This window comes from Fundidesulfovibrio sp. (genome assembly GCF_058402725.1).
Window position 1 is genome coordinate 41,181 of the sequence record NZ_JBZVFJ010000003.1, and the last position, 22,661, is coordinate 63,841.

Annotated in this window: 22 protein-coding genes; 15 read left to right on the forward strand and 7 right to left on the reverse strand. The window is 70.1% G+C overall.

What is annotated here, in order from left to right; all coding sequences use genetic code 11:
- Positions 1–2 precede the first annotated feature (2 nt).
- Complete coding sequence (locus ACV4UX_RS01000) at positions 3–1,163, forward strand: glycosyltransferase (protein WP_491591478.1); 1,161 nt, start codon at positions 3–5, stop codon at positions 1,161–1,163.
- A gap of 686 nt (positions 1,164–1,849) precedes the next feature.
- Here the strand turns inward: ACV4UX_RS01000 and eboE are convergent.
- Together eboE and ACV4UX_RS01010 are read right to left on the reverse strand one after the other, a co-directional pair.
- Positions 1,850–2,962: a metabolite traffic protein EboE gene (gene eboE, locus ACV4UX_RS01005; protein WP_491591479.1), complete on the reverse strand. Its 1,113-nt coding sequence runs from the start codon at positions 2,960–2,962 to the stop codon at positions 1,850–1,852.
- Positions 2,959–4,098 (reverse strand): 3-dehydroquinate synthase, encoded by a 1,140-nt coding sequence (locus ACV4UX_RS01010; protein ID WP_491591480.1) that lies wholly within the window; start codon positions 4,096–4,098, stop codon positions 2,959–2,961. The genes eboE and ACV4UX_RS01010 overlap by 4 nt, the downstream gene beginning before the upstream one ends.
- Before the next feature lie 256 nt (positions 4,099–4,354).
- Between ACV4UX_RS01010 and ACV4UX_RS01015 the strand changes: the two genes are divergently transcribed.
- From ACV4UX_RS01015 to ACV4UX_RS01040, 6 genes are all read left to right on the forward strand, one after another.
- Positions 4,355–4,891 carry a hypothetical protein gene (locus tag ACV4UX_RS01015; protein ID WP_491591481.1) on the forward strand — a complete coding sequence of 179 codons (537 nt, stop codon included), beginning with the start codon at positions 4,355–4,357 and terminating at the stop codon, positions 4,889–4,891.
- A 218-nt stretch (positions 4,892–5,109) separates the two neighbouring features.
- Positions 5,110–5,265, forward strand: a complete 156-nt coding sequence (locus ACV4UX_RS01020; protein ID WP_173081700.1) for a hypothetical protein — start codon at positions 5,110–5,112, stop codon at positions 5,263–5,265.
- A gap of 157 nt (positions 5,266–5,422) precedes the next feature.
- A complete protein-coding gene (locus ACV4UX_RS01025) occupies positions 5,423–6,085 on the forward strand; it encodes a CBS domain-containing protein (RefSeq protein ID WP_491591482.1) in 663 nt (220 codons plus the stop codon).
- Positions 6,086–6,087: 2 nt separating this feature from the next.
- Entirely contained in the window at positions 6,088–6,552 is a 465-nt protein-coding gene (locus ACV4UX_RS01030) for a hypothetical protein (RefSeq protein ID WP_491591483.1), read from the forward strand.
- A gap of 19 nt (positions 6,553–6,571) precedes the next feature.
- The gene (locus ACV4UX_RS01035) at positions 6,572–7,141 is read left to right on the forward strand and encodes a hypothetical protein (RefSeq protein WP_491591484.1); all 570 of its coding nucleotides are present in this window, start codon (positions 6,572–6,574) and stop codon (positions 7,139–7,141) included.
- On the forward strand, positions 7,141–8,178 hold the full coding sequence (locus ACV4UX_RS01040; RefSeq protein ID WP_491591485.1) for a DUF1786 domain-containing protein: 1,038 nt from the start codon (positions 7,141–7,143) through the stop codon (positions 8,176–8,178). The genes ACV4UX_RS01035 and ACV4UX_RS01040 overlap by 1 nt, the downstream gene beginning before the upstream one ends.
- A 24-nt stretch (positions 8,179–8,202) precedes the next feature.
- On the opposite strand, the gene ppnP is transcribed toward ACV4UX_RS01040, so the two are convergent.
- Both ppnP and ACV4UX_RS01050 read right to left on the reverse strand, forming a co-directional pair.
- Positions 8,203–8,526: a pyrimidine/purine nucleoside phosphorylase gene (gene ppnP / locus ACV4UX_RS01045; protein ID WP_491591486.1), complete on the reverse strand. Its 324-nt coding sequence runs from the start codon at positions 8,524–8,526 to the stop codon at positions 8,203–8,205.
- A gap of 36 nt (positions 8,527–8,562) precedes the next feature.
- Positions 8,563–9,504 carry a hypothetical protein gene (locus tag ACV4UX_RS01050; RefSeq protein WP_491591487.1) on the reverse strand — a complete coding sequence of 314 codons (942 nt, stop codon included), beginning with the start codon at positions 9,502–9,504 and terminating at the stop codon, positions 8,563–8,565.
- 179 nt (positions 9,505–9,683) lie between these two features.
- Here ACV4UX_RS01050 and ACV4UX_RS01055 point away from each other — a divergent pair, with 179 nt between their 5' ends.
- Positions 9,684–11,189 carry a sigma 54-interacting transcriptional regulator gene (locus ACV4UX_RS01055; RefSeq protein ID WP_491591488.1) on the forward strand — a complete coding sequence of 502 codons (1,506 nt, stop codon included), beginning with the start codon at positions 9,684–9,686 and terminating at the stop codon, positions 11,187–11,189.
- A gap of 138 nt (positions 11,190–11,327) precedes the next feature.
- Here ACV4UX_RS01055 and ACV4UX_RS01060 read toward each other — a convergent pair whose 3' ends face one another.
- Both ACV4UX_RS01060 and ACV4UX_RS01065 read right to left on the reverse strand, forming a co-directional pair.
- The gene (locus ACV4UX_RS01060; protein WP_491591489.1) at positions 11,328–13,271 is read right to left on the reverse strand and encodes a diguanylate cyclase domain-containing protein; all 1,944 of its coding nucleotides are present in this window, start codon (positions 13,269–13,271) and stop codon (positions 11,328–11,330) included.
- Positions 13,246–14,493: an HDOD domain-containing protein gene (locus ACV4UX_RS01065; protein WP_491591490.1), complete on the reverse strand. Its 1,248-nt coding sequence runs from the start codon at positions 14,491–14,493 to the stop codon at positions 13,246–13,248. Before ACV4UX_RS01065 ends, ACV4UX_RS01060 begins: the two co-directional genes overlap by 26 nt.
- A 131-nt stretch (positions 14,494–14,624) precedes the next feature.
- On the opposite strand from ACV4UX_RS01065, the gene ACV4UX_RS01070 reads away from it, so the two are divergent.
- Genes ACV4UX_RS01070 through ACV4UX_RS01095 form a run of 6 tightly spaced genes read left to right on the forward strand, consistent with a single transcriptional unit; the run spans position 14,625 to position 20,749 of the window.
- Positions 14,625–15,821, forward strand: coding sequence for a glycosyltransferase family protein (locus ACV4UX_RS01070; RefSeq protein WP_491591491.1), 1,197 nt, complete (start codon positions 14,625–14,627; stop codon positions 15,819–15,821).
- Positions 15,822–15,835: 14 nt separating this feature from the next.
- Complete coding sequence (locus ACV4UX_RS01075) at positions 15,836–17,047, forward strand: glycosyltransferase (protein WP_491591503.1); 1,212 nt, start codon at positions 15,836–15,838, stop codon at positions 17,045–17,047.
- An 11-nt stretch (positions 17,048–17,058) separates the two neighbouring features.
- The gene (locus ACV4UX_RS01080) at positions 17,059–18,159 is read left to right on the forward strand and encodes a glycosyltransferase family 4 protein (protein ID WP_491591492.1); all 1,101 of its coding nucleotides are present in this window, start codon (positions 17,059–17,061) and stop codon (positions 18,157–18,159) included.
- Positions 18,156–18,746 (forward strand): histidine phosphatase family protein, encoded by a 591-nt coding sequence (locus ACV4UX_RS01085; RefSeq protein ID WP_491591493.1) that lies wholly within the window; start codon positions 18,156–18,158, stop codon positions 18,744–18,746. The genes ACV4UX_RS01080 and ACV4UX_RS01085 overlap by 4 nt, the downstream gene beginning before the upstream one ends.
- A 25-nt stretch (positions 18,747–18,771) precedes the next feature.
- Positions 18,772–19,935, forward strand: a complete 1,164-nt coding sequence (locus ACV4UX_RS01090) for a glycosyltransferase family protein (protein ID WP_491591494.1) — start codon at positions 18,772–18,774, stop codon at positions 19,933–19,935.
- Between the two features lie 19 nt (positions 19,936–19,954).
- Positions 19,955–20,749, forward strand: coding sequence for a polysaccharide deacetylase family protein (locus ACV4UX_RS01095; protein WP_491591495.1), 795 nt, complete (start codon positions 19,955–19,957; stop codon positions 20,747–20,749).
- A 695-nt stretch (positions 20,750–21,444) separates the two neighbouring features.
- Here the strand turns inward: ACV4UX_RS01095 and ACV4UX_RS01100 are convergent.
- On the reverse strand, positions 21,445–22,104 hold the full coding sequence (locus ACV4UX_RS01100) for an FkbM family methyltransferase (RefSeq protein ID WP_491591496.1): 660 nt from the start codon (positions 22,102–22,104) through the stop codon (positions 21,445–21,447).
- A 110-nt stretch (positions 22,105–22,214) separates the two neighbouring features.
- On the opposite strand from ACV4UX_RS01100, the gene ACV4UX_RS01105 reads away from it, so the two are divergent.
- Positions 22,215–22,637 (forward strand): tetratricopeptide repeat protein, encoded by a 423-nt coding sequence (locus ACV4UX_RS01105; protein WP_491591497.1) that lies wholly within the window; start codon positions 22,215–22,217, stop codon positions 22,635–22,637.
- The last annotated feature ends 24 nt before the right edge of the window (positions 22,638–22,661 follow it).

Here is a 22,661-nt window from a genome sequence, read left to right on the forward strand (position 1 = left end):
GGATGCGTAAACTGAAGATCGCGGTCGGAGGCTATCTGGTCAGCTTTCCCCTCGGGGGCCAGGTGTGGATGTTCCTGCACTACCTCAAGGGACTCGAACGGCTGGGCCATGAAGTGATCTTCGTGGAAGACACCGCCGAGTGGGCGCTGCCCTTCGACCCCGTGAAAGGTTACGCCTCCGCCGACTCCGCCTACGGGCGCGGCGTGATCGGCCAGGCCTTCGACCGCCTCGGCTTGGGCGACCGCTGGGCCTACAGCACCATCTTCGAGGGCAAACACTACGGCATGTCCCGCGAGGCCGTGGACGCCTTCTGCGAAAGCGCCGACCTCTTCCTGAACGTCTCGGGCGTGATCCCCCTGCGCGAATCCTTCATGAAGGCCAAGGTGCGCGCCATCATCGACACCGACCCCATCTTCACCCAGTCCAAGATCGCCGGGGACGACTGGACCAGGGACTACTTCAAGCGCCACGACGTGTTCTTCACCTGGGGACGCAACATCCCCACCGGCTCCACCGGGGTGGAACTCTCCGGCATCGACTACATCCCCACCAACGTGCCCATCGTCCTGGACCTCTGGCCCAACGTGGAAGGCCCCGGCGCAGGCTTCACCACCATCGGCAACTGGGACGCCCAGGGCCGCGACATCGTGCACGAGGGCAAGAAACTCTCCTGGCGCAAGTGCGAGAAGTACGAGCGCATCATCGACCTGCCCGGCAGGCTCCCCGGCGTGACGCTCGACCTGACCATGAGCGGCATGAAGGAGGACGCCAAGCGCTTCGCCGAGCACGGCTGGGTGGTGAAGAACGCCCTGGAGCTCTCCCGCGACATCTGGAACTACCACGACTACATCCTGGGCTCCACGGCCGAGTTCACCGTGGCCAAGGAGCAGAACATCCAGCTCAAGTCCGGCTGGTTCTCCGACCGCTCCGCGAGCTACCTGGCCTCGGGGCGTCCCGTCATCGTGGAGGATACGGGCTTCGGCACCTACCTGCCCGTGGGCGAGGGCCTCGTCACCTTCGACGGCGTGGACAACGCCGCCGCGGCCATCGAGCACGTGCTCTCGGACTACCCCCGCCACCGCAAGGCCGCCCGGGCCATCGCGGAGGAGTTCTTCGACTCCGACAAGGTGCTGGGGGACATCCTCACGGCCTGCGGTTTCTAGTGTCGCGATTTTGAAAAACATGAATATGTTTTTCAAAATTAAAGTTAATTGTTTTAGCTTGTTACGTACTCTATCCGTAGAGGCGCATTTCGTGGACGCGACACCAGCGGCCGACGGACCCAACACGCGGGCTGCCCGGCCCGCGTCCGACGCATCGCAAACGCCCGGCCGGGGAACCCGCCGGGCGTTTTTGCGCAGGGCGTCTCAGCAGGGGCGTACGGACGACGCGCACCGCGCATCCGGGACGGACGCGGGGCGCGCGGGATGCCGACGGAAACGAGCGGTCATGCGCCGAAAATTTCGACGGCCGCGCCTTACAGCCCCTTCCCTCCTGCAAGAGCGGACTTATAATGTGTCTACGGGCGAAGCGGCCCGGAATCCAGCGGAGGGGTGAGCGAAATAAGCCTTCATTCCCATACGCCGCGCCAAGGGCGCGAAGAAGGATTCGCGAAAGCGCGTCACAAGAGCCACACCTGAAGGAAGGGGAGGCTGCCGGACAATCCGGCTCGTGCGCCAGCGAATCCTTCGCATTTTTCGAGCGGCCTGCGAGGGCCGCTTTTTTTTGTCCGCCGCGTCGCCTTGCCAGGCCTTGGCGCTTCACCAAGGAAGATCAGGACGCCTGGTCTCCGGCGGGAGCACATCTCCAGCGTCCGCCGTCTCCGGCTCCGCGCCCCTGCTCCCGCCCTCTACGCTCCCGGCCTCGGTCCTCTTTGCCCCTCCACCCAGCGGATCTCGCGCTCGATGGAATCCACCACGTCCTTTTCCTTGAGTTCCTCGGGGAGCACGTCGAAGGTGTAGGTCTCCACCTCCAGGGGCACACGGCCGGGCACGCGGGGCAGGAAGCCTTCCAGGTAGTCCCGGGTGCTCAGGCAGCCGGGCAGCTCCTTCAGGAACACCGGCACGTGGAAGTGCACGCGCCAGCTCTCCACGCCTGCGGGGCGCGCGGCCAGGGCCATGTCCAGGTCGTCGAAGCGCAGGATCGAGCCGTCCTCCAGGCGGGCCGCGCACTGGTGCAGGTAGACGGGTTCGTGGAAGCGCGCCAGGGGGGTCAGGTCCGGCCCGTCCAGGTGCAGGGCCGAGGAGACCTGCACGTGGCCGATGCCCAGGTCCGCGCGGGCCAGGGCGGCCAGGGTCTCGGCCGGGGCCTCGTACTGCAGGGCCTGGTGGCAGCAGTCCACGCAGGCGGTGAAGTGGGGGGCCAGCCCGGGGGAGAGCTCCAGGCGGTCGCGCAGGTCCGCCAGCTGGGGGGTGGTCTCCACCAGGCAGCCGGGCTCGGGCTCCACGGCCAGGCGCACGGTGCGCCCGGTGCGCCGGGCCAGCTCCTGCAGGGCGCGCAGGGTCCCGCGCAATCCTTCCAGGGCCTGGCGCTCCTGGGCCGGGTCGAACCCGGCGCGGAAGCCCACGGGCACGGTGGACACCGAGCCCGTGCCGCCTTCGGGCAGCCACAGGGCCAGAAGCTCCGCCAGACGCAGGGTGTAGGCGGCCCGTGCCGGGTCGCGCCAGTCGGGCAGGTAGACCTGCTCCTTCACGGGCGCGGCATGGAAGGCGCCGTAGGGAAAGCCGTTCACCGTGGAGACGCAGAGGCCGTGCTCCTCCATCCAGTCCCTGAAGCGCAGGGCTTCGGCGTGGTCCAGCTCGCGCGCCGCGCGCCCGGAGAGGCGCAGACCCACGGGGAAGGGCGCGTCCGGGCTGAGCCGGGCCTTCACGCGCAGGGTGTGGGCCTGGAGGTTGGCGAAGGTGTCGGTCCAGGACTCCCCGGGGTGGATGTTGGTGCAGTAGGTGACGGGCAGTCGGCTCACGCGAAACGCTCCCGGAGCAGGTCCGAGGCCCGGCGCATGAGCGCGAAGTCCACGGCGTTCACCTCAACCCGCGCGCCGATGCCCGTGAGCAGGCTCAGGAACAATCTGCCGCCCAGGTGCTCGCGGAAGGCCTCCAGGGCGGCCTCCATGTCCAGGCTGTCGAGGCCCGCGTGCCAGGGGGTGAAGCCCAAGGCGGGCAGGACCTCCAGGATGCGCTCCAGGTCGGCCTCCGGCAGGAGCCCAGCCAGCCTGGAATAGACGCTGTCCAGGGCCACGCCCACGGCCACGGCCTCGCCGTGCCCCAGGCTGCCGCCCGAGGCCTCCTCCAGGGCGTGGGCGCTCCAGTGGCCGAAGTCCAGGGGCCGGGAGGAGCCGAACTCGAAGGGGTCGCCGCCGGTGGCGATGTGCTCCAGGTGCAATTCGGCGCAGCGCTCGATGGAATGCTCGTAGGGGCCGGGCTCGAAGCGCGCCAGGGCGTCCCTCTCCGCGTGCAGGCGGTCGAAGAAGGCCTTGTCCTTGATCAGGGCGATCTTCACGGCCTCGGCCAGGCCCGCGCGGCGTTCGCGAGCGGGCAGCCCGTCCAGGAGGGCGAAATCGCTCAGCACGGCGAAGGGCGGGGCGAACGTGCCCAGGAAGTTCTTGCGGCCGAAGAAGTTCACGGCGTTCTTCACGCCCACGCCCGCGTCGTTCTGCGCCAGGGCCGTGGAAGGCATGCGGATCAGGCGCACGCCCCGGTGGGCCGTGGCGGCGGCGAACCCGGCCGCGTCCAGGAGCGCGCCGCCCCCGGCCACCAGCAGGAAGGACTGGCGGCACAGGCGCGCAGCGAAGATGTGCTCCAGCACGGCCTGGAAGACCGAGAGGTCGTTCTTGGCCGCCTCGCCCCCGGGGAGCGCCAGGGGGGGCACGACGTTCGCGGCCTCGGGCCTGGCGTGCAGGTAGGCCTCCAGACGCGCGGGCAGGTCCGGAAAGGACCGGAGGAGTCCCTGGTCGAAGACGGCGGCCAGGCGGTGCGGTCCGCCCGGGGCCTGGGCCAGGATGTCCGCCAGGGCGGGGTTTTCGGGGTCGAAAGCGTCGCGCGTGAAGACGACGGGGAACTCGTAGGGCACGGCCAGGGCCTGGCGAATGGTCTTGCTCATGACCGGACGGGTGTAGGCGCTGGGGCGCTTGGCCGTCAATCGGGAGGCGCACGCAGGAAAAAAACGTACTCGCGGGCTGGATGGAGCGCAAAAAGCGTACTTTGAGATGGATAATGTCTTGATGATGTCCGCGAAAGGCCGGTCGGCGGGCATTCATGCGTTGGCACGGCTGATGCTATAGACTGCATGTTCGCGTCGGTCATCCGGTGTGGATGGCCGAAGAGCGAAAATGCAACGCATCATGGAGAGAAAGAAAATGAAACGCATCGTTTCCGTTGGTGTTCTTGGCGCCGTTCTGCTGACGGGATTCAACGCTTTCGCATCGGATAAGGCCGATACGGTCCAGGCCGCGAAACCTGCGCCGGTTTCGGCTCCGGCCCTGGAAGTCAAGAAGCCCGAGGCCCCCGCCGTGGCCGCCCCTGCTTCCCAGGCGGCCTCCGCCAAGGAGACGGCGCTCCCGGCCGCCAAGAACGGGACGCCCGACAAGGCCGTGCACGCCAAGAACCCGGCCCCGCTGGAGAAGTCCGCCCATCCGGCCAAGCCCGAGGCCGTCAAGGCCGACCCCTCCGCCACGGCCGCCAAGTCCGAGGCCAAGCCCGCCGTGAAGGCGGACGCGAAGCAGGTGGTCGAAACGGCCAAGGCCGATGCCAAGGCGGACGCGAAGCCCGAATCCAAAGCCCAGGCCAAGCCGACGGCCGAAGCGGCCAGGCCCGCCGCCAAGGCGGACGCCAAGCCCGAGGCCAAGCCCGAGACGGCCGTCAAGACCGCCCCTGCCGCCACGCGGGTCAACTGATCCCGGAGGACGCCGCGCCGCGCCTCACCCCGTGAGGCCCGGCGCGGCGAGGGACCCCCGGCCGGGGAGGCGGACCCCGGCCGGGCTAAACCCTTTTCCCGGGGCGTCCGATAAGCCTTTCGGAGCGGGCGGAAGCCCTTTCCGCGAAAAGCGTCCGGCATGCGGTATGCATCGTCCCGGGCATGAAGAGAGCCGATCGGCCACGGCGGGAGGCGGCCATGAACAGACTGAGAACACTGAGACACTACCTGCAGCACAGGCTCAACCCGGCGCACATCTATTGCAGGCTCTGCGAAATCGGTTTCGGAAGGCTCCAGGCCAGGAAGGTGTCCACCGTCTACGCCAGGTTCTACTCGCTCACCTGGCTCGGCTAGCCGCGCCGTGCGGGCGCCGGGCGCGGCGGCCTTGCGCTCCCCCGCCCCAAGGCCCCGGGACGTTTCTTCCGACCCGTCCTGGGTTCTTCCCTCCGGGCGGCCTTGTGGGTTATGCACCCTGCCCACGGCACGCGCCGCCACACTCCAGGAGGGCCCCATGTACGTAGGCCTGAAGATGCTCAAGGATTTCCACCCCGTCACTCCGGCAACGCCCCTCTCCGAAGCCAGGAAAATCCTGGAAAAAGAAGAGTATTGGATGCTCCTCGTCACCGAGGGGGAACGCCTGGCGGGCTATGTGCGCCACGAGGACCTGGCCGCCGCGCTGCCCTCCCTGGTCTCCACCCTGGAGCGCCACGAGGCCAACTACCTCATCTCCAAGCTCACCGTGGGCATGGTCATGCGCCGCGACATCACCACCGTGCCCCCGGAGATGGAGATCGAACAGGCCGCCCAGATCATGCACGACAAGAACCTGGCGGGCCTGGGCGTGGTGGACGAGAAGGGGCGGCTGGTGGGCTACATCAACCGCACCGTGATGCTCGAAGTGCTCGTGGAGGAAATGGGCCTGGCCCTGGGCGGCTCGCGCCTGGTCTTCGAGGTGGAGGACCGCGCGGGCGTGATCCTGGAAGCCGCCGGGGTCATCGCCGCCCACGGCGCGAGCATCCTCTCCACCAGCACCTTCTTTCACGGCGGACGGCGCATGGTGATCCTGCGCGTGAACGCCCGCGACGACGCGCCCATCCGCGCCGGCCTGGAAGCCAAGGGCTATCGCCTGGAGTCCGCAGCGGACTTCCGGCGCGAATGGGCCGAAGGAGCCTGAACGTGAGCCGCCGTCTCACCTCCCTGACCGTCCTGGCGCTCTTGCTGGCCACGGCCTCCCAGGCCTGGGCCGCCATGCAGGCCGAACCCAAGGATTTCCTGGGCATCCCCTTCGCCAAACCCTACGAGCCCGACCGCTCCTTCGCCTGCCAGCGCGATTCGGAGGAGGGCCTCAACTGCACCCGCGCCACGGACCATCTCGTCCTGCTGGGCGTGCCCCTGAAGAACCTGCGCTACGTCTTCATGCAGGGCTACCTCTACACCGTGGACGCCGAGGTGGCCGGGCGAGACGCCTACGACCGCCTGGCCGCGGAGCTCACCGCGCGCCACGGCAAGCCCGAGACGCTCCAGGGCGGCATGCTCTCCTGGAGCGGAACCAACGTGGACATCCTCCTGCACTACGACGCCTCCCGCAAGACCGGCGAGGTGGACTACATCTACAAGAACATCCCCTGCGGACTCGAATGAGCCGCCCGAGGAGCATCTCATGGCGCTGAAACTGATCCTGCGCGACACTCTGTTCTGGCTGCTCCTGGCCGGTTTCGCCCTGGCCATCGCCACCGGGACGGCCCTGCGGCCCACCGGGCCGGGCAGCGAGGGCAAGGCCCCCCTGAACGGCCAGCCCGTGGTGGTCCACCCTGCGGACGATCCGGCCCTGGCGGGCATCGTCAACGGCGTGTTCCCCAAGGTGGACGGCCAGCTCACCCTGGGGCAGGCCTTCTCGCGCTATCCGTGGTTCGCCGGACCCGCAAAGTGGATCGCCCGGGGACCGGCAGCCTCGCGCACGGCCGTGGTCACGGTCCCCCTGCGCATGCCCCTGGAGGCCGAGGCCCTGGGCGCGGGCTCTGATTCCTACCGCGTGTTCTATGTGGCCGAGTTCGGCTACTCGGGCGACATGAAGTCCTTCCGGCCCCTGTCGAGCGCCGTGGAGGTGCGCGACGCCGACAACAAACTGCGCGCCCGCGTGCCAGACCCCGAGTTCATCCTGGTGCGCCGTGTGATGCGCGGGGTGGAGCCGGGGGTGAGCCTCAAGCACGGCGTGGCCAAGGGGCGCTGATGGCGGGCATCCTCTGCGTGGACGTGGGCAGCGGCACCCAGGACGCGCTCTGCTGGCAGCCGGGGCTCTCCATCGAGAACTGCCCCAAGTTCGTGCTGCCCTCCCCGGCCAGGAGGGTGGGGGCGCGCATCCGGGAACTCACGGCCCGGGGCGCGGGCGTCCACCTGTGCGGCGCCAACATGGGCGGCGGCTTCGTGCGGGCCGTGCGCGCCCACCTGCAGGCCGGGCTCGGCGTGAGCGCCACGCCCCGGGCCGCCCTGGCCCTCACCGACGACCCCTCCACCCTGGAGGCGCGCATGGGCGTGCGCGTCCTGGAGCGCTGCCCGGCGGGGCACGTCCCCGTGCACCAGGCCGATTTCGACCCCGGCTTCTGGCAGGGCCTGCTGGCCCAGGCTGGCGTCGAGGCCCCGGACATGGTGCTGGCCTGCGCCCAGGACCACGGCTGCCACCCCGGGCAGTCCAGCCGCCTGGGGCGCTTCCGGCTCTGGGAGCGCTTCCTGGCCCAGGGGCCGGGGCGTCTCGCGGACCTGCTCTATGAGGCAGTTCCCCCGGAGCTCACGCGGCTGGCCGAGCTCCAGGAGGCCATCGGCGGCGGACCCGTCATGGACACCGGCCCGGCGGCCGCCCTGGGCGTGCTCCACGACCCCGAACTGGAGGCGCTGGTGGACGGCGAGGGCGCGCTGGTGGTGAACATGGGCAACAGCCACGTTTTGGGCCTCCTGGTGCGCTTCGGCCGCCTGCACGGGGTCTACGAGCACCACACCGGCATGCTGGAAGCCCCGGAGCTGGCCCGGCAGCTGGAGCGCTTCCGCGCCGGAGCGGTGGACTGCGCCGAGGTGTTCGGCGCGGGCGGGCACGGCTGCGCCTTCCACGGAGGCGGCGAGGCCTTCCGGGAGACGCTGGTGATCGGCCCCAGGCGCGCGGAGCTGGCCGGGCATCTCGCGGCGCGCTTCCCCGCCCCCTTGGGCGACATGATGCTCACGGGCTGCTTCGGGCTTCTCAAGGCCTGGCAGGAGCGGGGCAGGCCCGCAGGCTGACCCCGCCCCCGCCTCGACAGTCTGCTAGCCGAAAGTGCACACGTACTGGGCCACCGCGCCCTCCACCACCATCTCGAAGGAGGTGTTGGCGGGCACGTTGAAGGCCTGTCCCGGTCCGTAGACTCCCCATTCGTCCTCGCCGTCCACCTTGGCGCGCACGCTGCCCGCCGTGATCTCCATGATCTCGGGGTCGGCGGTGGTGAAGGTGTAGGCCCCGGGCTGGCACACGCCCAGGGAGCGGCGCACGCCCGAGGCGTCCCAGATGGAGTGGCTGACCACGCTGCCGTTGAAGAAGACGTTGGCCACGGCCTTGGCTTTGACGTTCTCGAAATATTCCGGGCTTTTCATGGATGGACCTTCACGGGTTGAGGGTTGGCGCGGGGGCTAGAGACCGCAGTTGTAGCCGATGGGCGCGAAGAGGCCCTCCAGGAGCCTGCCCACCGTGAAGCGCGCGGCGTCCAGGGGAAAGGCCGGGGCGGGGTCTTCCCCCAGGAGCGCCGCGCCGCCTTGGAAGCGCACGCGCAGGGGCTTCACGTCCTGGACGCGCTCGTCGCAGAGGTTGGGCACGCGCGTGGGGGCGAAGCGTCGAGGGGGAGCGTCCGGGAGCGTCGCCTCCACGGTGTTCATGGGCGTGGAAAGGGCCACGGGTTCGCCGTCCGGCCCGAACTCCAGGGAGCAGACGTCGCCGTGCACGCCCAGGGCGTCCGGGTCGAAGGCTTCCAGGATGCCGATGGGCGTGGGCACGGCGGTGAGCGCGGCGGGCTCGAAGGAGCGCAGCGCCCCGGACTCGTGGAAGGAGACGCCGATGCGCGCCTTGAGCCGCCCCAGGGGGGTTTCGATCTCCACGCTCTCGCCGGGCCAGAGGGTCACGCTTTTCAGCGCTCCGCCCGGGAAGAACTGCACCCCCGCGATGCGGGCCGTGATGCGTCCGGCCGGCGTCTCCAGGGTAAGCGGGTCGTTGAGGGTGGCCTCCTCCTTCTCGGTCCAGTAGCCGGAGAGCTTGCCGTAGACCGGGAAGACCCGGCGCAGCGCGCCGTCCGGGTGGAAGCTCACGAACTCGGCCGGGAGCGGTCCCAGAGGGGTGGGAAGCACGGTGCGCTCCTCAAGGGCCATGGACTTGAGCGAGCCGTTCGGATGGAACTCGACGGGATGCACCTTGGGGCGGCGGGCGTCGTCGGTGGAGTGTTGCGCGTCCAGACGCCCCAGAGGCGTCTCCAGGGCGAGGGGGCCGGCCGGTACGCAGCCGACGAGCGCCCCGTCCGGGCCGTATTCGGGAAAGTCCACCGGCCCCAGGGGGCCGTAAAGGGTCTGCACGGTGAGCGTCATGGGGTTCCTCGTTTCGAGATTCCGCGCATCCTAGCGGATTTGTCAAAAGAGGCAAACCACTCGCCTGGAGGGTCCCGCAGGGGGGGGCCTTGGGCGTCGCACGGGTTTATTCCCGCGAATCCGTGCAATTGTGGACGGTTGCCGTTGAAATGCGTTTGACTTGCGGATATGGGGTTTTCATGCCCGGGAAGACCATCCTTTTCGTGGCCCAGGCCCACGCGATCACGTCCCTGTTTCCCATGTTCAAGGGAGCGGGGATCGAGGCAGGCATAGCCGACAGCCTCCCGGGGGCCATGGCCTGGATGAAGAAGAACCGCCCTGCGGTGATCTTCACGCAGGCCAAGATCGGCGGGGCATACCAGGCCGAGACGCTGCTGGCGGCGGCGCGCGAGTCCGGCGACTTCCCGCCGGTGATCGTGTTCACGGGGCGCGGTTCGGCCCAGGAGGCCCAGAGCTTCATGGAGCAGGGCGCGCGCGACTACTGGCTGGAGCCCCTCGACTGGCAAAAGATCGAGGCCGTGCTCCCGCGCGACGCGCAGGACGACCCCGCCTTCTCCGCCGCCCCGGCCTCTGCGCCTGCCGCGAAAGCGCCGGTCCAGGCCGCTGCCGCCGCGCCGCCGGCGGCCCGGGCCATCGCCGCGCCCCAGGGCGTCCAGGGCGAACGCTTCTCCATCATCGGGGGGCATCCGGCCATCCTGCGCGTGCTGGCCCTGGCGCGGCAGGTGGCGCGCTCCAAGGCCACGGTGCTCATTTCGGGGGAGTCCGGCACGGGCAAGGAGATGTTCGCCCGCTTCCTGCACGCGCACTCCGACCGCGCCGCCAGGCCCTTCGTGGCCCTCAACTGCGCCGCGCTGCCCGAGCACCTGCTGGAGAGCGAACTCTTCGGGCACGAGAAGGGGGCCTTCACCGGGGCCATCGCCCGCAAGCTGGGCAAGTTCGAGCTGGCCCAGGGCGGCACCATCCTCCTGGACGAAATCTCCGAGATGGACCTGGGGCTCCAGGCCAAGCTGCTGCGCGTGCTCCAGGAGGGCGAGTTCGACCGCGTGGGCGGCGTGGAGACCGTGGGCGTGGACGTGCGCGTGCTGGCCACCACCAACCGCAGGCTCGAACAGTATGTGGAGGAGGGCAAGTTCCGACAGGACCTCTACTACCGCCTGAACGTGATCCCCCTCAAGCTGCCGCCCCTGCGCGAGCGCGGCGGCGACATCCTGGGCCTGGCCGCCTTCTTCGTGGACAAGTTCCGCAAGGCCTACGGTCTGGGCAGGCTCGATCTCTCCACCGCAGCGCGCGACTGGCTCCTGGCCCACGACTGGCCCGGCAACGTGCGCGAACTGCAGAACCTCATGGAGCGCGCCGTGCTCCTGGCCGGGGACGGCCCCATCGACACCGTGCACTTCCTCCTGGAGGGCGACGAGTTCCCCCTGGCCGACGAGCAGCCCGCGGTGTCCATGGAGCGCGTCACCTCCCTCAGCGCCCCGCCCGAGGAGCCCCAGACCCCGGGACCGGAGGGCCACCTGCCCCCGGGCATCGTGCCCCTGGACGTGCTGGAGCGCCAGATGATCCTCAAAAGCCTGGACCAGACCTCTGGCAACCGCACCCAGGCCGCCCTGCTCCTGGGCATCTCCGTGCGCACCCTGCGCAACAAGCTCTCGGAATACCGCCAGCAGGGCCTGGAAGTGCCCTGAGCGGAACGCTTCCCGCGCCCGCGGCGCATTGCGGCGGGCGCGTCAGGGGAGGGCACGGTCCGGGCGGCTGCTTCCGGCGGCCGGGCGCTTGGCGTCGGAGGATACGCGGGCTCGCGGGGGCGCGCCGGACACCGGGCGTCAGTCGGGCGCCTTCTCCCGCGCCTTCCCGGCCCAGGCCAGGGCCTGCCTGGCGTCCAGAAGCCCGGACACGGGGCCGCAGGGCGAGTCCTCGGGTCGGTCCCGGGCCTCGGCCTCGTCCCAGGCCGCGTTCACCACGGTAAGGCCCATGATCCGGGCAAGGGTCATCACGGCGGCGGTGGTGGTGCTCTCGTCCAGGATGCCGTGGGGCGCCCGTTGCGGGGTGACGCTCAGGCCTTCGATGAGCCCGGGGTGCTCCTGGCGGTAGCGGAAGAAGCGCTCGCCCACGTCGGCGGCGAAAAGCCGCGCCCCGGCCTGGCGCAGCCTGCCCAGCTCCTGGGCGAAGGGCTCGCCGCCCTTCACCAGGGTCTCCATGGGGATGAGAAGGCGCAGGCGCGCGCCAGGCAGCCCCGCCTGGTTCAGGGCGTCCTGCAAGGTCTGGGCGAAGCCCTGCTCGGGCTGCTGGGGCAGGAAGAGCGAGAGGGAGAGCGTAAGGCCCCGCGCCGCGCCGTCCCTGGCGTCCCACAGGGCCAGCTGGGCCAGCCCGCCCCGCAGGGTGGCCAGCCAGAGGTCCCAGGCCACGGCCTCGCGCCGGGCCAGGTCCACCAGTTGCGCGCCGGAGATGGTTCCGCCCGCGCGGCGCTTCCAGCAGGGCACGGCCTCGAAACCGTCGAAGGCCCCGCCGGCCCCCAGGCGCGTGGGGGTCCAGGCCACGCCCGTGCGCCCGGCCTCAACGGCGCGGCGCAGGCTGGAGAGCAGGGTGGAGCGCTCCTGGGCGCGGCCCTGCATGCGGGAATTGAACACCTTCACCCGGTTGCGTCCGGCCTCCTTGGCCGAGTGCAGGGCCGTGTTGGCGTTCTTGAGAACCCCCTGGGGCGTCTGGTGCTGGAGCGACCCCGCCACCAGGCCGACGCTCCCCGTGACGCGCGCCGCGTGGCCCCCGATCTCGAAGGGCTCCGCCAGGGCCGAGAGGATGCGCTTCATCACCTGCAGGGCCTCGGCGGGGCTCTCCACCTCCTCCAGGAAGAGCACGAACTCGTCGCCGCCGAAGCGGGCCAGGGTGTCCGACTGGCGGATCAGGGCGGCCATGCGCCGTCCGGCCTCGGTCAGGAGCTGGTCGCCTGCGGCGTGCCCCAGGGTGTCGTTGACGAGCTTGAAGCGGTCCAGGTCCAGGTAGGCCACGGCGTGGCAGGCGTCGCGGCGCTGGGAGCGGCGCACGGCCTGCTGCAGGCGTTCCATGAGGAGCACGCGGTTGGCCAGGCCCGTGAGGGGGTCGTGCAGGGCCTGGCGGGTGAGCATCTCCTCGGCCTTGCAGCGCCTGCCCACCTCCTGGCGCAGCACGCGCTGGGCCTTTTCCAGGGCCGCCACCTTGGCCTTGAGCCCGGCGTTGGCCTCGCGCAGCAGGCCGTAGAGTTCGATGCCCTCCAGGAGCGAGGCCGCCCCGCGCAGCACCAGGCTGACCATGGCCAGGGCGTCGTCCTCCATGGCGCGCTGTTCCTGGGACGGGATGCCAAGGAACATGCCCCGGATGCGCGAGGCCGTGGCCATGGAGTGCAGAAGCACCAGCCGGCCCGACAGCTCCGAGGTGGTGAACACCGGCCGCCTGCGCTGGAGCGCCCAGCCCGCCGAGCCGGAATCCACCAGCAGGGCCAGCTCGCGCTCCATGGACCGGGCATGGGAAGGCGGCTGGCAGCGGGCCAGATAGAAGTCGCCGTGGGGTTCGCGCACCATGAAGAAGGCCACCGCCCGGAAGGGCATGAGCCAGCGCAGCCGGGCGGCCGTCTCGTCGAGCACCTGGATGGCCGTGCCGAGCGACCGCGCCCCCTCGGGAACGCCCAGGGAGATCAGGCGCTCCAGGCGTTCCAGGGTGCGCCGTCTCGCCTCTTCCAGGGAGGCCATGCGCTCCTTGTCGGAGTGGCTAGCTGGCTTGCGCGGCGGCGTCATGGTCGGCCAGGAGGATGCGTTCGAGGTCGTCGAGCTGGCGGCCTGCCTGGGCGGCGGCAGCGCCCAGGGCGCTCTGGGGAATGTTGATCAGCTCCCACGAGGGTAGCGAGAGCGGCGGGGCCAGGGGCGATCCGCTCTGTCCGATGCCCAGGGCGTGGGCCATCACGTCGGCCAGATGGACCAGGGCGGCGTCCTGCTGCGGGGGCCTGCAGTCCGCGCAGTGGTGTTCGCCCACGGCGCGCTCCAGGCTGGGGGGGAACTTCCAGGCCGCGAGCAGGCGCGCGCCCAGCTGGGCGTGGTCGAAGCCCCAGAGCTCTTTCTCCACGCCGCACAGGGCGGTGTTGCTCTCTCTCGCGCGCCAGAAGGCGTGGAGCGTGTGCGCGGGGTGGTTCTTGAGCATCACCAGGCGTCCGATGTCGTGCAGGAGCCCGGCCACGAAGCAGCGCTCCTCGTTGGGGTGTCCGGCGTGCACGGCCAGGAGCCGGGCCAGCACGGCGCAGGCCAGGCTGTGGGTCCAGAAGGAGCGCATGTCCAGAAGGTCGCGGGGAATGGCGTCGAAGACGTTGATGAGCGACACCCCCAAGGCCAGGCTGGTGAGGCGGTTGGCCCCCACCACGGTGACGGCTCGGCCGATGGTGTCCACGGGCTCCGGGAAGCCGTAGAGGGCCGAGTTGACCAGCTTGAGGAGCTTGGCCGAAAGCGCGGTGTCCTTGCCGATCACTTCGGCCACGTAGGAATAGGAGACGTTGGGGTCCTTGATGGCTTCCAGCACCTGGGCCACCACGGCGGGCAGGGAGGCCAGCTTCACGGCCCCGCCGGCGAGGCGGGCCAGGTCGGGGCGCTTGCGGGGGTCGGGCGGCGGCGGATCGCGGCGCGGCGGGGGGGGCGGCGAAACGCCGGAGGCCACAAGGTGGATGAAGGCCACGCGCCTGAGTTCGCGCACGGCGTGGTGGTCCTGCCGGGAAAGGCGCAGGCGTTCCCCGGCCAGTTCCCAGGCCGTTCGGGCCAGGGCGGGGTCCAGGGAGCGGATGCGCTCGCGATCCAGCGCCTGCTGGTCGTGGCCGTCCACGAGCGTCTCGGTGACGCCCCAGAACTTGAGCGTCTGGATGGAGAGGTCGTCGAGGATGAGGCCCCTGGAGAACAGGAGTCTGCCCTGGCGACTGCGCACGTCGGCGGACAAGACCATGCCGGGACGCAGGTCTTCGATGTAGACCGTGCCCATAGCCCTCCCGGGACCGGCGGGGGGGACCGGTCCCGATGTTCCACACCTACCCGACGCGCGTCCCTCTGGCAAGCGCGGGTTTGCCAGGGCCGGGTTTGCAGGCCGGGCCGATTGGGGATATGGCATCGCCCATGGTCAGCGCGCCCACCTTCAATATCCTGATGTATTCCCACGACACCTACGGCCTGGGCCACATCCGGCGGACCATGGCCATCGCCCAGCACCTGCGCGGGCGCGGGGTGAACGTGCTCATTCTCACCGGATCGCCCCTGGTGGGGCGCTTCGACTTCCCCGACGGCGTGGACTTCGTGCGCATCCCGGGGATGATCAAGCGCACCAACGAGGAATACCAGCCCCTGTCCATCCGCCTGAGTTCGCGCCACGCGCTGAACATCCGGCGCAACATCGTGGTGGCCACGGCCAAGGCCTTCCAGCCCCACCTGTTCATCGTGGACAAGGCCCCACTGGGGCTCAAGCGCGAGGTGCTGCCCACCCTCAAGTGGCTCAAGCGCCGCATGCCCCAGTGCCGCACCATCCTTGGCCTGCGCGACATCATGGACGACGCCGAGTCCACAAGGGCCGAGTGGCGCGAAAAGGGCATCTACGACGTGCTCGACCGCTACTATTCCGAGATTTGGGTCTACGGAAACCGCGAATACTACGACCCCGTGGAGGAATACGCCATCCCCGAGGCCGTGAGCTCAAAGATGGTCTTCACCGGCTACATCCCCCGCGCCCTGCCCAAACGCGGCAAGATGGCCCTCATGCGCGAGGAGGAGAGCCTCAACCGCAAGGAGCGCCTGGTGCTGGTCACCACGGGGGGCGGCGGCGACGGCTATCCGCTCATGGACGCCTACCTCTCCATGCTCGAGGCCATGGGCGACCCGCCCTTCCGCTCCATCCTGGTTTCGGGGCCGTTCATGCCCAAGCCCATGCGCGAGGAGGTCCACGCCCGCGCCCAGCGCGTGAAGGCCCGCTTCCACCACTTCCACCGGCGCATGGAGGCCCTCATGGGCCTGGCCGACGTGGTGGTCTCCATGGGCGGCTACAACACCACCTGCGAGGTGCTTTCCCTGGGCAAGCCCTCCCTGGTGGTCCCGCGCGAGGAGCCCAGGCTCGAGCAGCGCATCCGCGCCGAGATGTTCCAGCGCCACGGCTTCGTGGAGTTCCTGCCCTGGTCCGGGCTCACGCCTGCCTCCCTGGGCGACAAGGTGCTTGCCCTCATCGACAACCCCAAGGGGTGCTGCCCCTGCGTGAACGCCTTCCGCTTCTCCGGGCTGGACGTAATCTCCCAGCGCATGGCCGAATTCCGGGGGGAGGGGCAGTGAACGGCGTGCTGGGCATGATCCTCAAGGGCTATCCGCGCATCTCCGAGACCTTCATCTCCAACGAGATCGCCCTGTTGGAGTCCATGGGCCTTTCCATCCGCATCCTTTCCATGCGTCACCCGCGCGAGGACTTCACCCACGAGTCGGTCAAGCGCATCAAGGCCCCCGTGGACTACCTCCCCGAGACCATCCAGGGCAACGTCTGGCGGCTTTTCACGGCCAACCTGGCCTGCCTGGCCGCCTCGCCCCGGCGCTACCTGCGGGGCCTGGCCGAGATGCTGCGCCGCCTGGCCCGCACGCGCCGCGCCGCCACCGCCAAGCACCTGCTCCAGGCCGGATACCTGGCCGCGCGGGTGCTGCCCGGTTCCGGCGTCACGCACCTGCACGCCCACTTCGCCCATTCGCCCACGTCGGTGGCGGCCTTCGCCTCCATCCTCACGGGCCTGCCGTTCAGCTTCACCGCCCACGCCAAGGACATCTACACCCAGGACCCCGCGCGCCTGGCCGAAAAGCTCGCCACGGCCCGCTTCGTGGTCACCTGCACGGGCTACAACAAGCAGCACCTCGACGCCCTCAACCCCGCAGACACCCCCGTGCACCGCGTCTACCACGGCATCGACCTGGACCTCTTCCACCCCGGCGAGCCCCGCCTGGAGGCCCGCGCGCCCTACGAGATCCTCACCGTGGCCCGGCTCACCCCCAAGAAGGGCCTGCCCACCGTGTTCGCCGCCCTGGCGCGCCTGGCCGCGCAGGGCCTGGACTTCCGCCACGTGCTCATCGGCGCGGGCGAGGAGAAGGACAGGCTCAAGGCCCTGGCCAGGGAGTTGGGCATCGACGCGCGCATCCAGTGGCTGGGCGTGCAGCCCCACGAGGTGGTGCTCACGCGCCTGGCCCGGGCCGACCTCTTCCTGCTGGGCTGCGAGGTGAGCGAAAACGGCGACCGCGACGGCATCCCCAACGTGCTCGCCGAGGCCATGGCCATGGGGGCGCCCGTGGCCTCCACGGCCGTCTCGGCCATCCCGGAGCTGATCGTTTCCGGCGAAAGCGGCCTGCTCGTCCCCCCGCGCGATCCCGACGCCCTGGCCCGGGCCGCCCGCGCCCTGCTCACAGAACAGGACCTGCGCCGCCGGGTGATCCCCGCCGCCCGGGAGCGCGTGCGCGCCGTGTTCGACAACAAGGCCCTCGTGGCGGAACTGGCCCGGCTCTTCGAGCGCCACGCCGGCTGACGACGCCAGCCATGCGCGTCGCCTTCTACGCCCCCCTCAAGCCCCTGGACCACCCGAGGCCCAGCGGCGACCAGACCACCGCACTGGAGCTGACCGCCCACCTGGCCTCGCGCGGGCACGCAGTCCGCGTGGCCAGCCGCTTCCGGGCCAGGAACCTGGGCGTGCGGCCCTGGACCTGGCCCCGGGCCGTCCTGGAGGCCTGGCGCGCCTCGCGGGGCGCGGCGGACGTGTGGCTCACCCACCACACCTACTGGAAATCCCCCGACGTGATCGGCCCCTTCGCCGCGCGGCGCATGGGCGCGCCCTACGCCGTGTTCCAGGGCATCTATTCCACGAAGCGCCGCCGCGACCCCCTGGCGCGCCTGGGCTTCGAGCTCAACCGCCGGGCGCTGCTCGCGGCCTCGGTGGTCTTCACCAACCGCCTGCTGGACCTCGAGAACCTGCGCCGCCTGCTCCCCGAGGAACGCCTGTGCCGCGTGGCCCCCTGCATCGACGCCCCGGCCTTCGCCCACGACCCCGAGGCCCGCGCCCGCCTGCGCGCCGCCTGGAACGTGGGCGAGCGCCCCGTGATCCTGGCCGCCGCCATGTTCCGCGACGACGTGAAGACCCAGGGCCTGGAATACCTCCTCACGCGCCTGGCCCGCCTGGAGCGCAGGGACTTCGAGCTGGTCCTGGCCGGGGACGGCGAGACCCGGGCGCGCCTGGAACGCCTGGCCCTTGAGGCCCTGCCCGGGCGCGTGCGCTTCCTGGGCCGCGTGGAGCGCGCGAACCTGCGTCAGGTCTATTCCGCCGCCGATCTTTTCGTCTTTCCCGGCATCCGCGAGAGCCTGGGCATGGTCTACCTGGAGGCCCAGGCGGCCGGGCTCCCCGTGGCGGCCTTCCGCAACGGAGGCATCCCCGAGGTGACCGCGCCCGGGGAGACGGCCCTGCTCACGCCCCCCTTCGACGACCGCGCCTTCCTGGAGGCCGTCTCCCGACTCCTGGACAACGCGGACCTGCGCCGGGCCATGGGCCGCGCCGGCGTCGCGCGCGTGGCCGCGCTCCACGACCGGCCCCGCGCCTTCGCCGTTGTGGAACGACGCCTGCTCGACCTCTGCCGGAGGAATCCATGACCCGCATCGGAATCATCCGCCACGCCCGCACCCAGTGGAACAACGAAGGACGCATCCAGGGCCGGGCCGACTCGCCCGTCACGCCCCAGGGGCTGGCCTCGGCGCGCCTCTGGGCCGCCGCACTCGATCCGTTCGGCTTCGCCGCGCTTTACTCCAGCCCACTGGGCCGGGCCATGGCCACGGCCCGCGCCCTGGGCCGGGAACTCGGCCTGGAGCCCAGGCCTCTGCCCGGCGTCGAAGAGCAGGACTTCGGCGCATGGACCGGCAGAAAGGTGGCCGACCTGCGCGAGGAAGGCCTTCTTTCCCCCCAGGAAGCCCTGGGCTGGGCCTTCACCCCCCCCGGAGGCGAGAGCCGCGCCGAACTGCTGGCCCGCTCCTGGGAGACCCTGCTGCGCCTGGCCCGGTCCAACCCGGACCTCCCCGTGCTCGTGGTGGCCCACGAGGGCGTGGTGCGCGCCCTGGTCTATGCCCTGCACGGGCGTGACTACCTCCCCTGGGAGCCCAGGATCCTTGCCCCGCGCGCCCTGCACGTCCTGGAGGCCCGCGACGGCTGCCTGCGCCTGGCCGAGTGGAACGTCCCCCTCTAACTCCCCGCCCCCGAGGAGATCATCCGTGAACGTGGTCCTCTATTGCCAGCACGTGCTGGGCCTTGGGCACTTCATGCGCTCCCTGGCCCTCCTGGAGGCCCTGGCCCCGCATCGCTGCGTCTTCGTGGCGGGCGGCCCCGAGGCTCCCGTTGCGCTGCCCGGCCACATCACCCTGGAGCGGCTCCCGGCCATCTCCATGGACGAGAACTTCAGCCGACTCCTTGCCGGGGACGACCCCGAAACCCTCAAGGCCGCCCGCCGGGCGCGCTTCCTGGACATCCTGGAGCGCGAACGCCCGGACGTGCTCCTGGTGGAGCTCTATCCTTTCGGGCGGCGCGCCTTCGAGTTCGAGCTGCTCCCCGCCCTGGAGGCCGCGCGCGCCGGAGCCTTCGGCCGCCCCCGCGTGCTGTGCAGCCTGCGCGACATCCTTGTGGAGAAGTCCGACCCCGAGAAGTACCAGACCCGCGTCATCGCCCGGCTCAACGCCTTCTTCGACGGACTGCTCGTGCACTCCGACCCCGCCCTCTTCCCCCTGGAGGAGACCTTCCCCCGCGCCCGGGAGATCGCCGTGCCCGTGCATTACACCGGCTTCGTCACGCCCCGGCCCGATCCCCTGGCGCGCCAGCGCGTGCGCCGCGACCTCGGGCTCGCCGCTGCCGACCGCCTCGTGCTCGCCAGCGCGGGCGGCGGCAAGGTGGGCTCGGAGCTGCTCTTCGCGTCCCTGGCGGCCCACCCCTTTCAGCAACATGACAATCCTCCAAGGTTGGAACTTTTCTCGGGACCCTTCCTTGACGCCGCCGCCTTCGAGCGGTTACGGGCCGTAGCCTCCGGCCGGGAACGCCGACGCGTCTCCCGCTTCTCCGGAGATTTCCTGGGCCTTCTGGCAGCCTCGGACGCGTCGCTGTCGCTGGCCGGTTACAACACCACGATGAACATCCTGGCCGCCGGAGCGCGCGCGCTGGTCTGGCCGTTCGAGCAGAACCGTGAGCAGCGCCTGCGCGCCGAACGCCTCGCCTCGAGAGGGCTTCTGGGAGTGCTGGACCACGGCGACCTCCACCCGGCGCGCCTGGCCGAACGTGTGCGCTCCCTGCTCGAGAGCCCCGCGCCCGACCCCCGCGCCATGCCCGACCTGGACGGCGCGCGGACCACGGCCCGCATCGTGACCCGGGATACGGGCCAGGCCGGTTAACCTTCAAACGCGAGATTTCATGATCGTCTCCAACAACGTCTCCCCGATCTGGCAGGCCCTCCCGGACGACCATCCCCAACGCCTGGACCGAGCCCTCCAACAAGGCCTCGACAAGGCCCCCGGCGGCAAGGCCACCGTCTTCTTCCGGGCAGACGACGTGGCCGTGCCCGGAAACGCCTTCTCCGCCATGCTCGCGCTGTTCCGGGATCGCTCCACGCCCCTCAACCTCGCCGTGGTCCCCGCCTGGCTCACCCAGAGCCGCTGGGCCGCCCTCAAACGCGAAGCCGCCGCCGACGGCCTCTTCTGCTGGAGTCAGCACGGCTGGCGGCACATGAACTTCGAGGCGCCCGGCGCGAAGAAACGCGAATTCGGACAGGCCCGCTCCGCGCGCGACAAACGCCAGGACCTTCTCAAGGGCTTCAAACGCCTGGAAGAAATCATGGGGGCCGACTTCACCCCCGTCTTCACCCCGCCCTGGAACCGCTGCGACTCCGAAGCCATGGCCGCCATGCCCGCCATCGGCTTCAAAGGCCTCTCCCGCACCGTGGGCGCAGGCCCCGACGCCCCCAAGGGACTGCCCGACTTCCCCGTGCGCATGGACCTGCACACCCGCAAGGAACAAGACCCCGACGCCTCCCTCGACGCCATGCTCGACGAACTCGTCCAGGGACTCGCCTCGGGACAACTGGGCGTCATGCTCCACCACCAGCGCATGAACCAGACCTCCTTCGACTTCCTCGCGCTCCTCATCGACCAGCTCCGCGCCCGCCAGGGCGTCACCTTCGCCCACTACGGACACCTGCTGGCCCGTTAGCCGCTCCACGACCACGCCGCCGCCGGGATGACGACCCCGGCGGCCAAAACGCTATGCCCCTCCCGCATGGCCGCTTCGCTCGCGGTGGCGTTCGGTGCGGTTGCGGCGGTCGGAGGGAGGAGGAATAGCCTCCGGCGGCCAAAGGGCTACGCCCTTTGGAATCCCATGTTGCTTCGCGGGTTTCACCGGGTAGGCCTGTGTAAGAGGGGACGGACAGTCCCCGGACGCCCGCACGGCAGCAGACACCCGCCGGGAACGCGCTCAAAGCAGCGCTTATCCCGGCGGACTGCCATCGTCGCAAGCGACGATGAACGAGGAATTGTTTCATAAAATCCAAGAATTGAATCTTGCTCGAAAACCTGGCGCGAAGCGCCACGGCCCCCCGCGCGGGGATTCGCGGCTTTGCGCGAATTCCCGCGCGACAGGCGGCGCAGCCGCAAGGGTCTTGCCGACAAGACTGCCGTCGCTGGTGAAGCCCGCGAAGCGGAGTGGGAGTGCAGAGGGCGTAGCCCTTTGCCCGCCGGAGGCATATTCTCCTACCGCCCTGCCGCCCCTCCCGCCGACGCGAAGCAACTGCCGGGTCCGGGGGGAGGCTCTCCCCTGGTGGGGTCCGGGGCGGAGCCCCGTTCTCCGGGTGCAGGGTGGAGCCCTGGCCGCCGGGGACGTTTTCCCGGCGGCCTGTCTCGCATCACATTTCAGACATGCAGGAAGAGGGCGTCGGCGGAGGGCATGGAGCCGTCCGGGCAGGTCCAGGGGTCGTAGAGACCTTCCAGGCGGAAGCCTTGCGTGGCCATCCAGTCGGCCAGGTCCCAGGCGAGGGGTTGTCCCTGGTAGAGGGGGAGGAAGGACACTTCGCAGAGTACGGCCCGGACGCGGGGGAGCAGTCCTTGCGCGCCGCGCAGGGCTTCGAGTTCGTAGCCTTGGAGGTCCAGCTTGAGGATGTCGGGGGCGTCGGCGGTTTCCGCGTCCAGGCGGACGATGTCCACTTCCACGCGTTCGGTGAGTTCCAGGGATTTGCCGGCGTGCTTTTCGCGGATGCCGGACGGGCACAGGAGCGAGGAGCAGGTGGGGCGTTCCAGAACGTTGAGTTGCAGGCGTCCCTGGCATGCGCCCAGTGCGGCCTGGCGCACCTGGACGGAGGGCTGTCCGGCGAAGCGCTTGGCGAGTTTGCGGGCGAGCCGGGGCTGGGGTTCGTAGGCCAGCACGCGGGCAGCGGGCCAGGCGTCGAGGAAGCGTTCCACGGTGCGGCCCTTGTGCGCGCCGCCGTCCACGACGAAGCGGGCGGAGGGTATGAAGTGCGCCAGGCGTTCCAGGGGCGGGGTGTGGGGGTGCACGGTCCAGGGGATGGTTCGCATGGCGAGCGGGTAGCATGGTGCGGGGAAAAAACGAAGCGACTATTGACATTGAAATTCATTCTCATTAAATCTCTTTCAACGGCACACGAGAGGCCGTGAAGGAGTGCGCCATGACCCTCAAGACATCCATCGGATCCAAGGGATCGCCCAAGGCGATGTTTGCCAGTTTCGTCAACATCGTGTCGCCCGAGCGCAAGCCGTCGTGTTCATCCGGCGGATGCAAGGGGTCCTGCAAGGCGAGCGCGCTGACCAGGCTCAACCGCGAGGGCATGGCGGCCTGCCAGGCCGGGGATTACGGCGTCGCGGAGCGGTTGCTGGAGCAGGGCATCGACCTGGCCAATCGTTGCGGCTCAAAGATGTACGTGGCCAAGTTGCGCAACAACCTGGGGCTGGTGCATCTGTTGGCCGGGCGACCGCTCGATGCGGCGGGCCAGTTCTGGCAGGCGTTGGAACTGGTGGAAGGCAAGCTCGGGCGGGACAATCCCTTGTTCCGTCGCATCGAGGGCAACCTGCTGCGCGCCTCGGGCAACTAGTCCGGGGGGAGTGCTTGGCGTCGG

Coding starts and splice junctions, on each gene's coding strand:
- ACV4UX_RS01100 (WP_491591496.1), bottom strand. CDS start 22,104: ATGCGAACCATCCCCTGGACCGTGCACCCCCACACCCCGCCCCTGGAA.
- ACV4UX_RS01025 (WP_491591482.1), top strand. CDS start 5,423: ATGTACGTAGGCCTGAAGATGCTCAAGGATTTCCACCCCGTCACTCCG.
- ACV4UX_RS01060 (WP_491591489.1), bottom strand. CDS start 13,271: ATGACGCCGCCGCGCAAGCCAGCTAGCCACTCCGACAAGGAGCGCATG.
- ACV4UX_RS01035 (WP_491591484.1), top strand. CDS start 6,572: ATGGCGCTGAAACTGATCCTGCGCGACACTCTGTTCTGGCTGCTCCTG.
- ACV4UX_RS01000 (WP_491591478.1), top strand. CDS start 3: ATGCGTAAACTGAAGATCGCGGTCGGAGGCTATCTGGTCAGCTTTCCC.
- ACV4UX_RS01085 (WP_491591493.1), top strand. CDS start 18,156: ATGACCCGCATCGGAATCATCCGCCACGCCCGCACCCAGTGGAACAAC.
- ppnP (WP_491591486.1), bottom strand. CDS start 8,526: ATGAAAAGCCCGGAATATTTCGAGAACGTCAAAGCCAAGGCCGTGGCC.
- ACV4UX_RS01040 (WP_491591485.1), top strand. CDS start 7,141: ATGGCGGGCATCCTCTGCGTGGACGTGGGCAGCGGCACCCAGGACGCG.
- ACV4UX_RS01050 (WP_491591487.1), bottom strand. CDS start 9,504: ATGACGCTCACCGTGCAGACCCTTTACGGCCCCCTGGGGCCGGTGGAC.
- ACV4UX_RS01065 (WP_491591490.1), bottom strand. CDS start 14,493: ATGGGCACGGTCTACATCGAAGACCTGCGTCCCGGCATGGTCTTGTCC.
- ACV4UX_RS01010 (WP_491591480.1), bottom strand. CDS start 4,098: ATGAGCAAGACCATTCGCCAGGCCCTGGCCGTGCCCTACGAGTTCCCC.
- ACV4UX_RS01080 (WP_491591492.1), top strand. CDS start 17,059: ATGCGCGTCGCCTTCTACGCCCCCCTCAAGCCCCTGGACCACCCGAGG.
- ACV4UX_RS01055 (WP_491591488.1), top strand. CDS start 9,684: ATGCCCGGGAAGACCATCCTTTTCGTGGCCCAGGCCCACGCGATCACG.
- ACV4UX_RS01070 (WP_491591491.1), top strand. CDS start 14,625: ATGGTCAGCGCGCCCACCTTCAATATCCTGATGTATTCCCACGACACC.
- ACV4UX_RS01015 (WP_491591481.1), top strand. CDS start 4,355: ATGAAACGCATCGTTTCCGTTGGTGTTCTTGGCGCCGTTCTGCTGACG.
- ACV4UX_RS01020 (WP_173081700.1), top strand. CDS start 5,110: ATGAACAGACTGAGAACACTGAGACACTACCTGCAGCACAGGCTCAAC.
- ACV4UX_RS01105 (WP_491591497.1), top strand. CDS start 22,215: ATGACCCTCAAGACATCCATCGGATCCAAGGGATCGCCCAAGGCGATG.
- ACV4UX_RS01075 (WP_491591503.1), top strand. CDS start 15,836: ATGATCCTCAAGGGCTATCCGCGCATCTCCGAGACCTTCATCTCCAAC.
- ACV4UX_RS01095 (WP_491591495.1), top strand. CDS start 19,955: ATGATCGTCTCCAACAACGTCTCCCCGATCTGGCAGGCCCTCCCGGAC.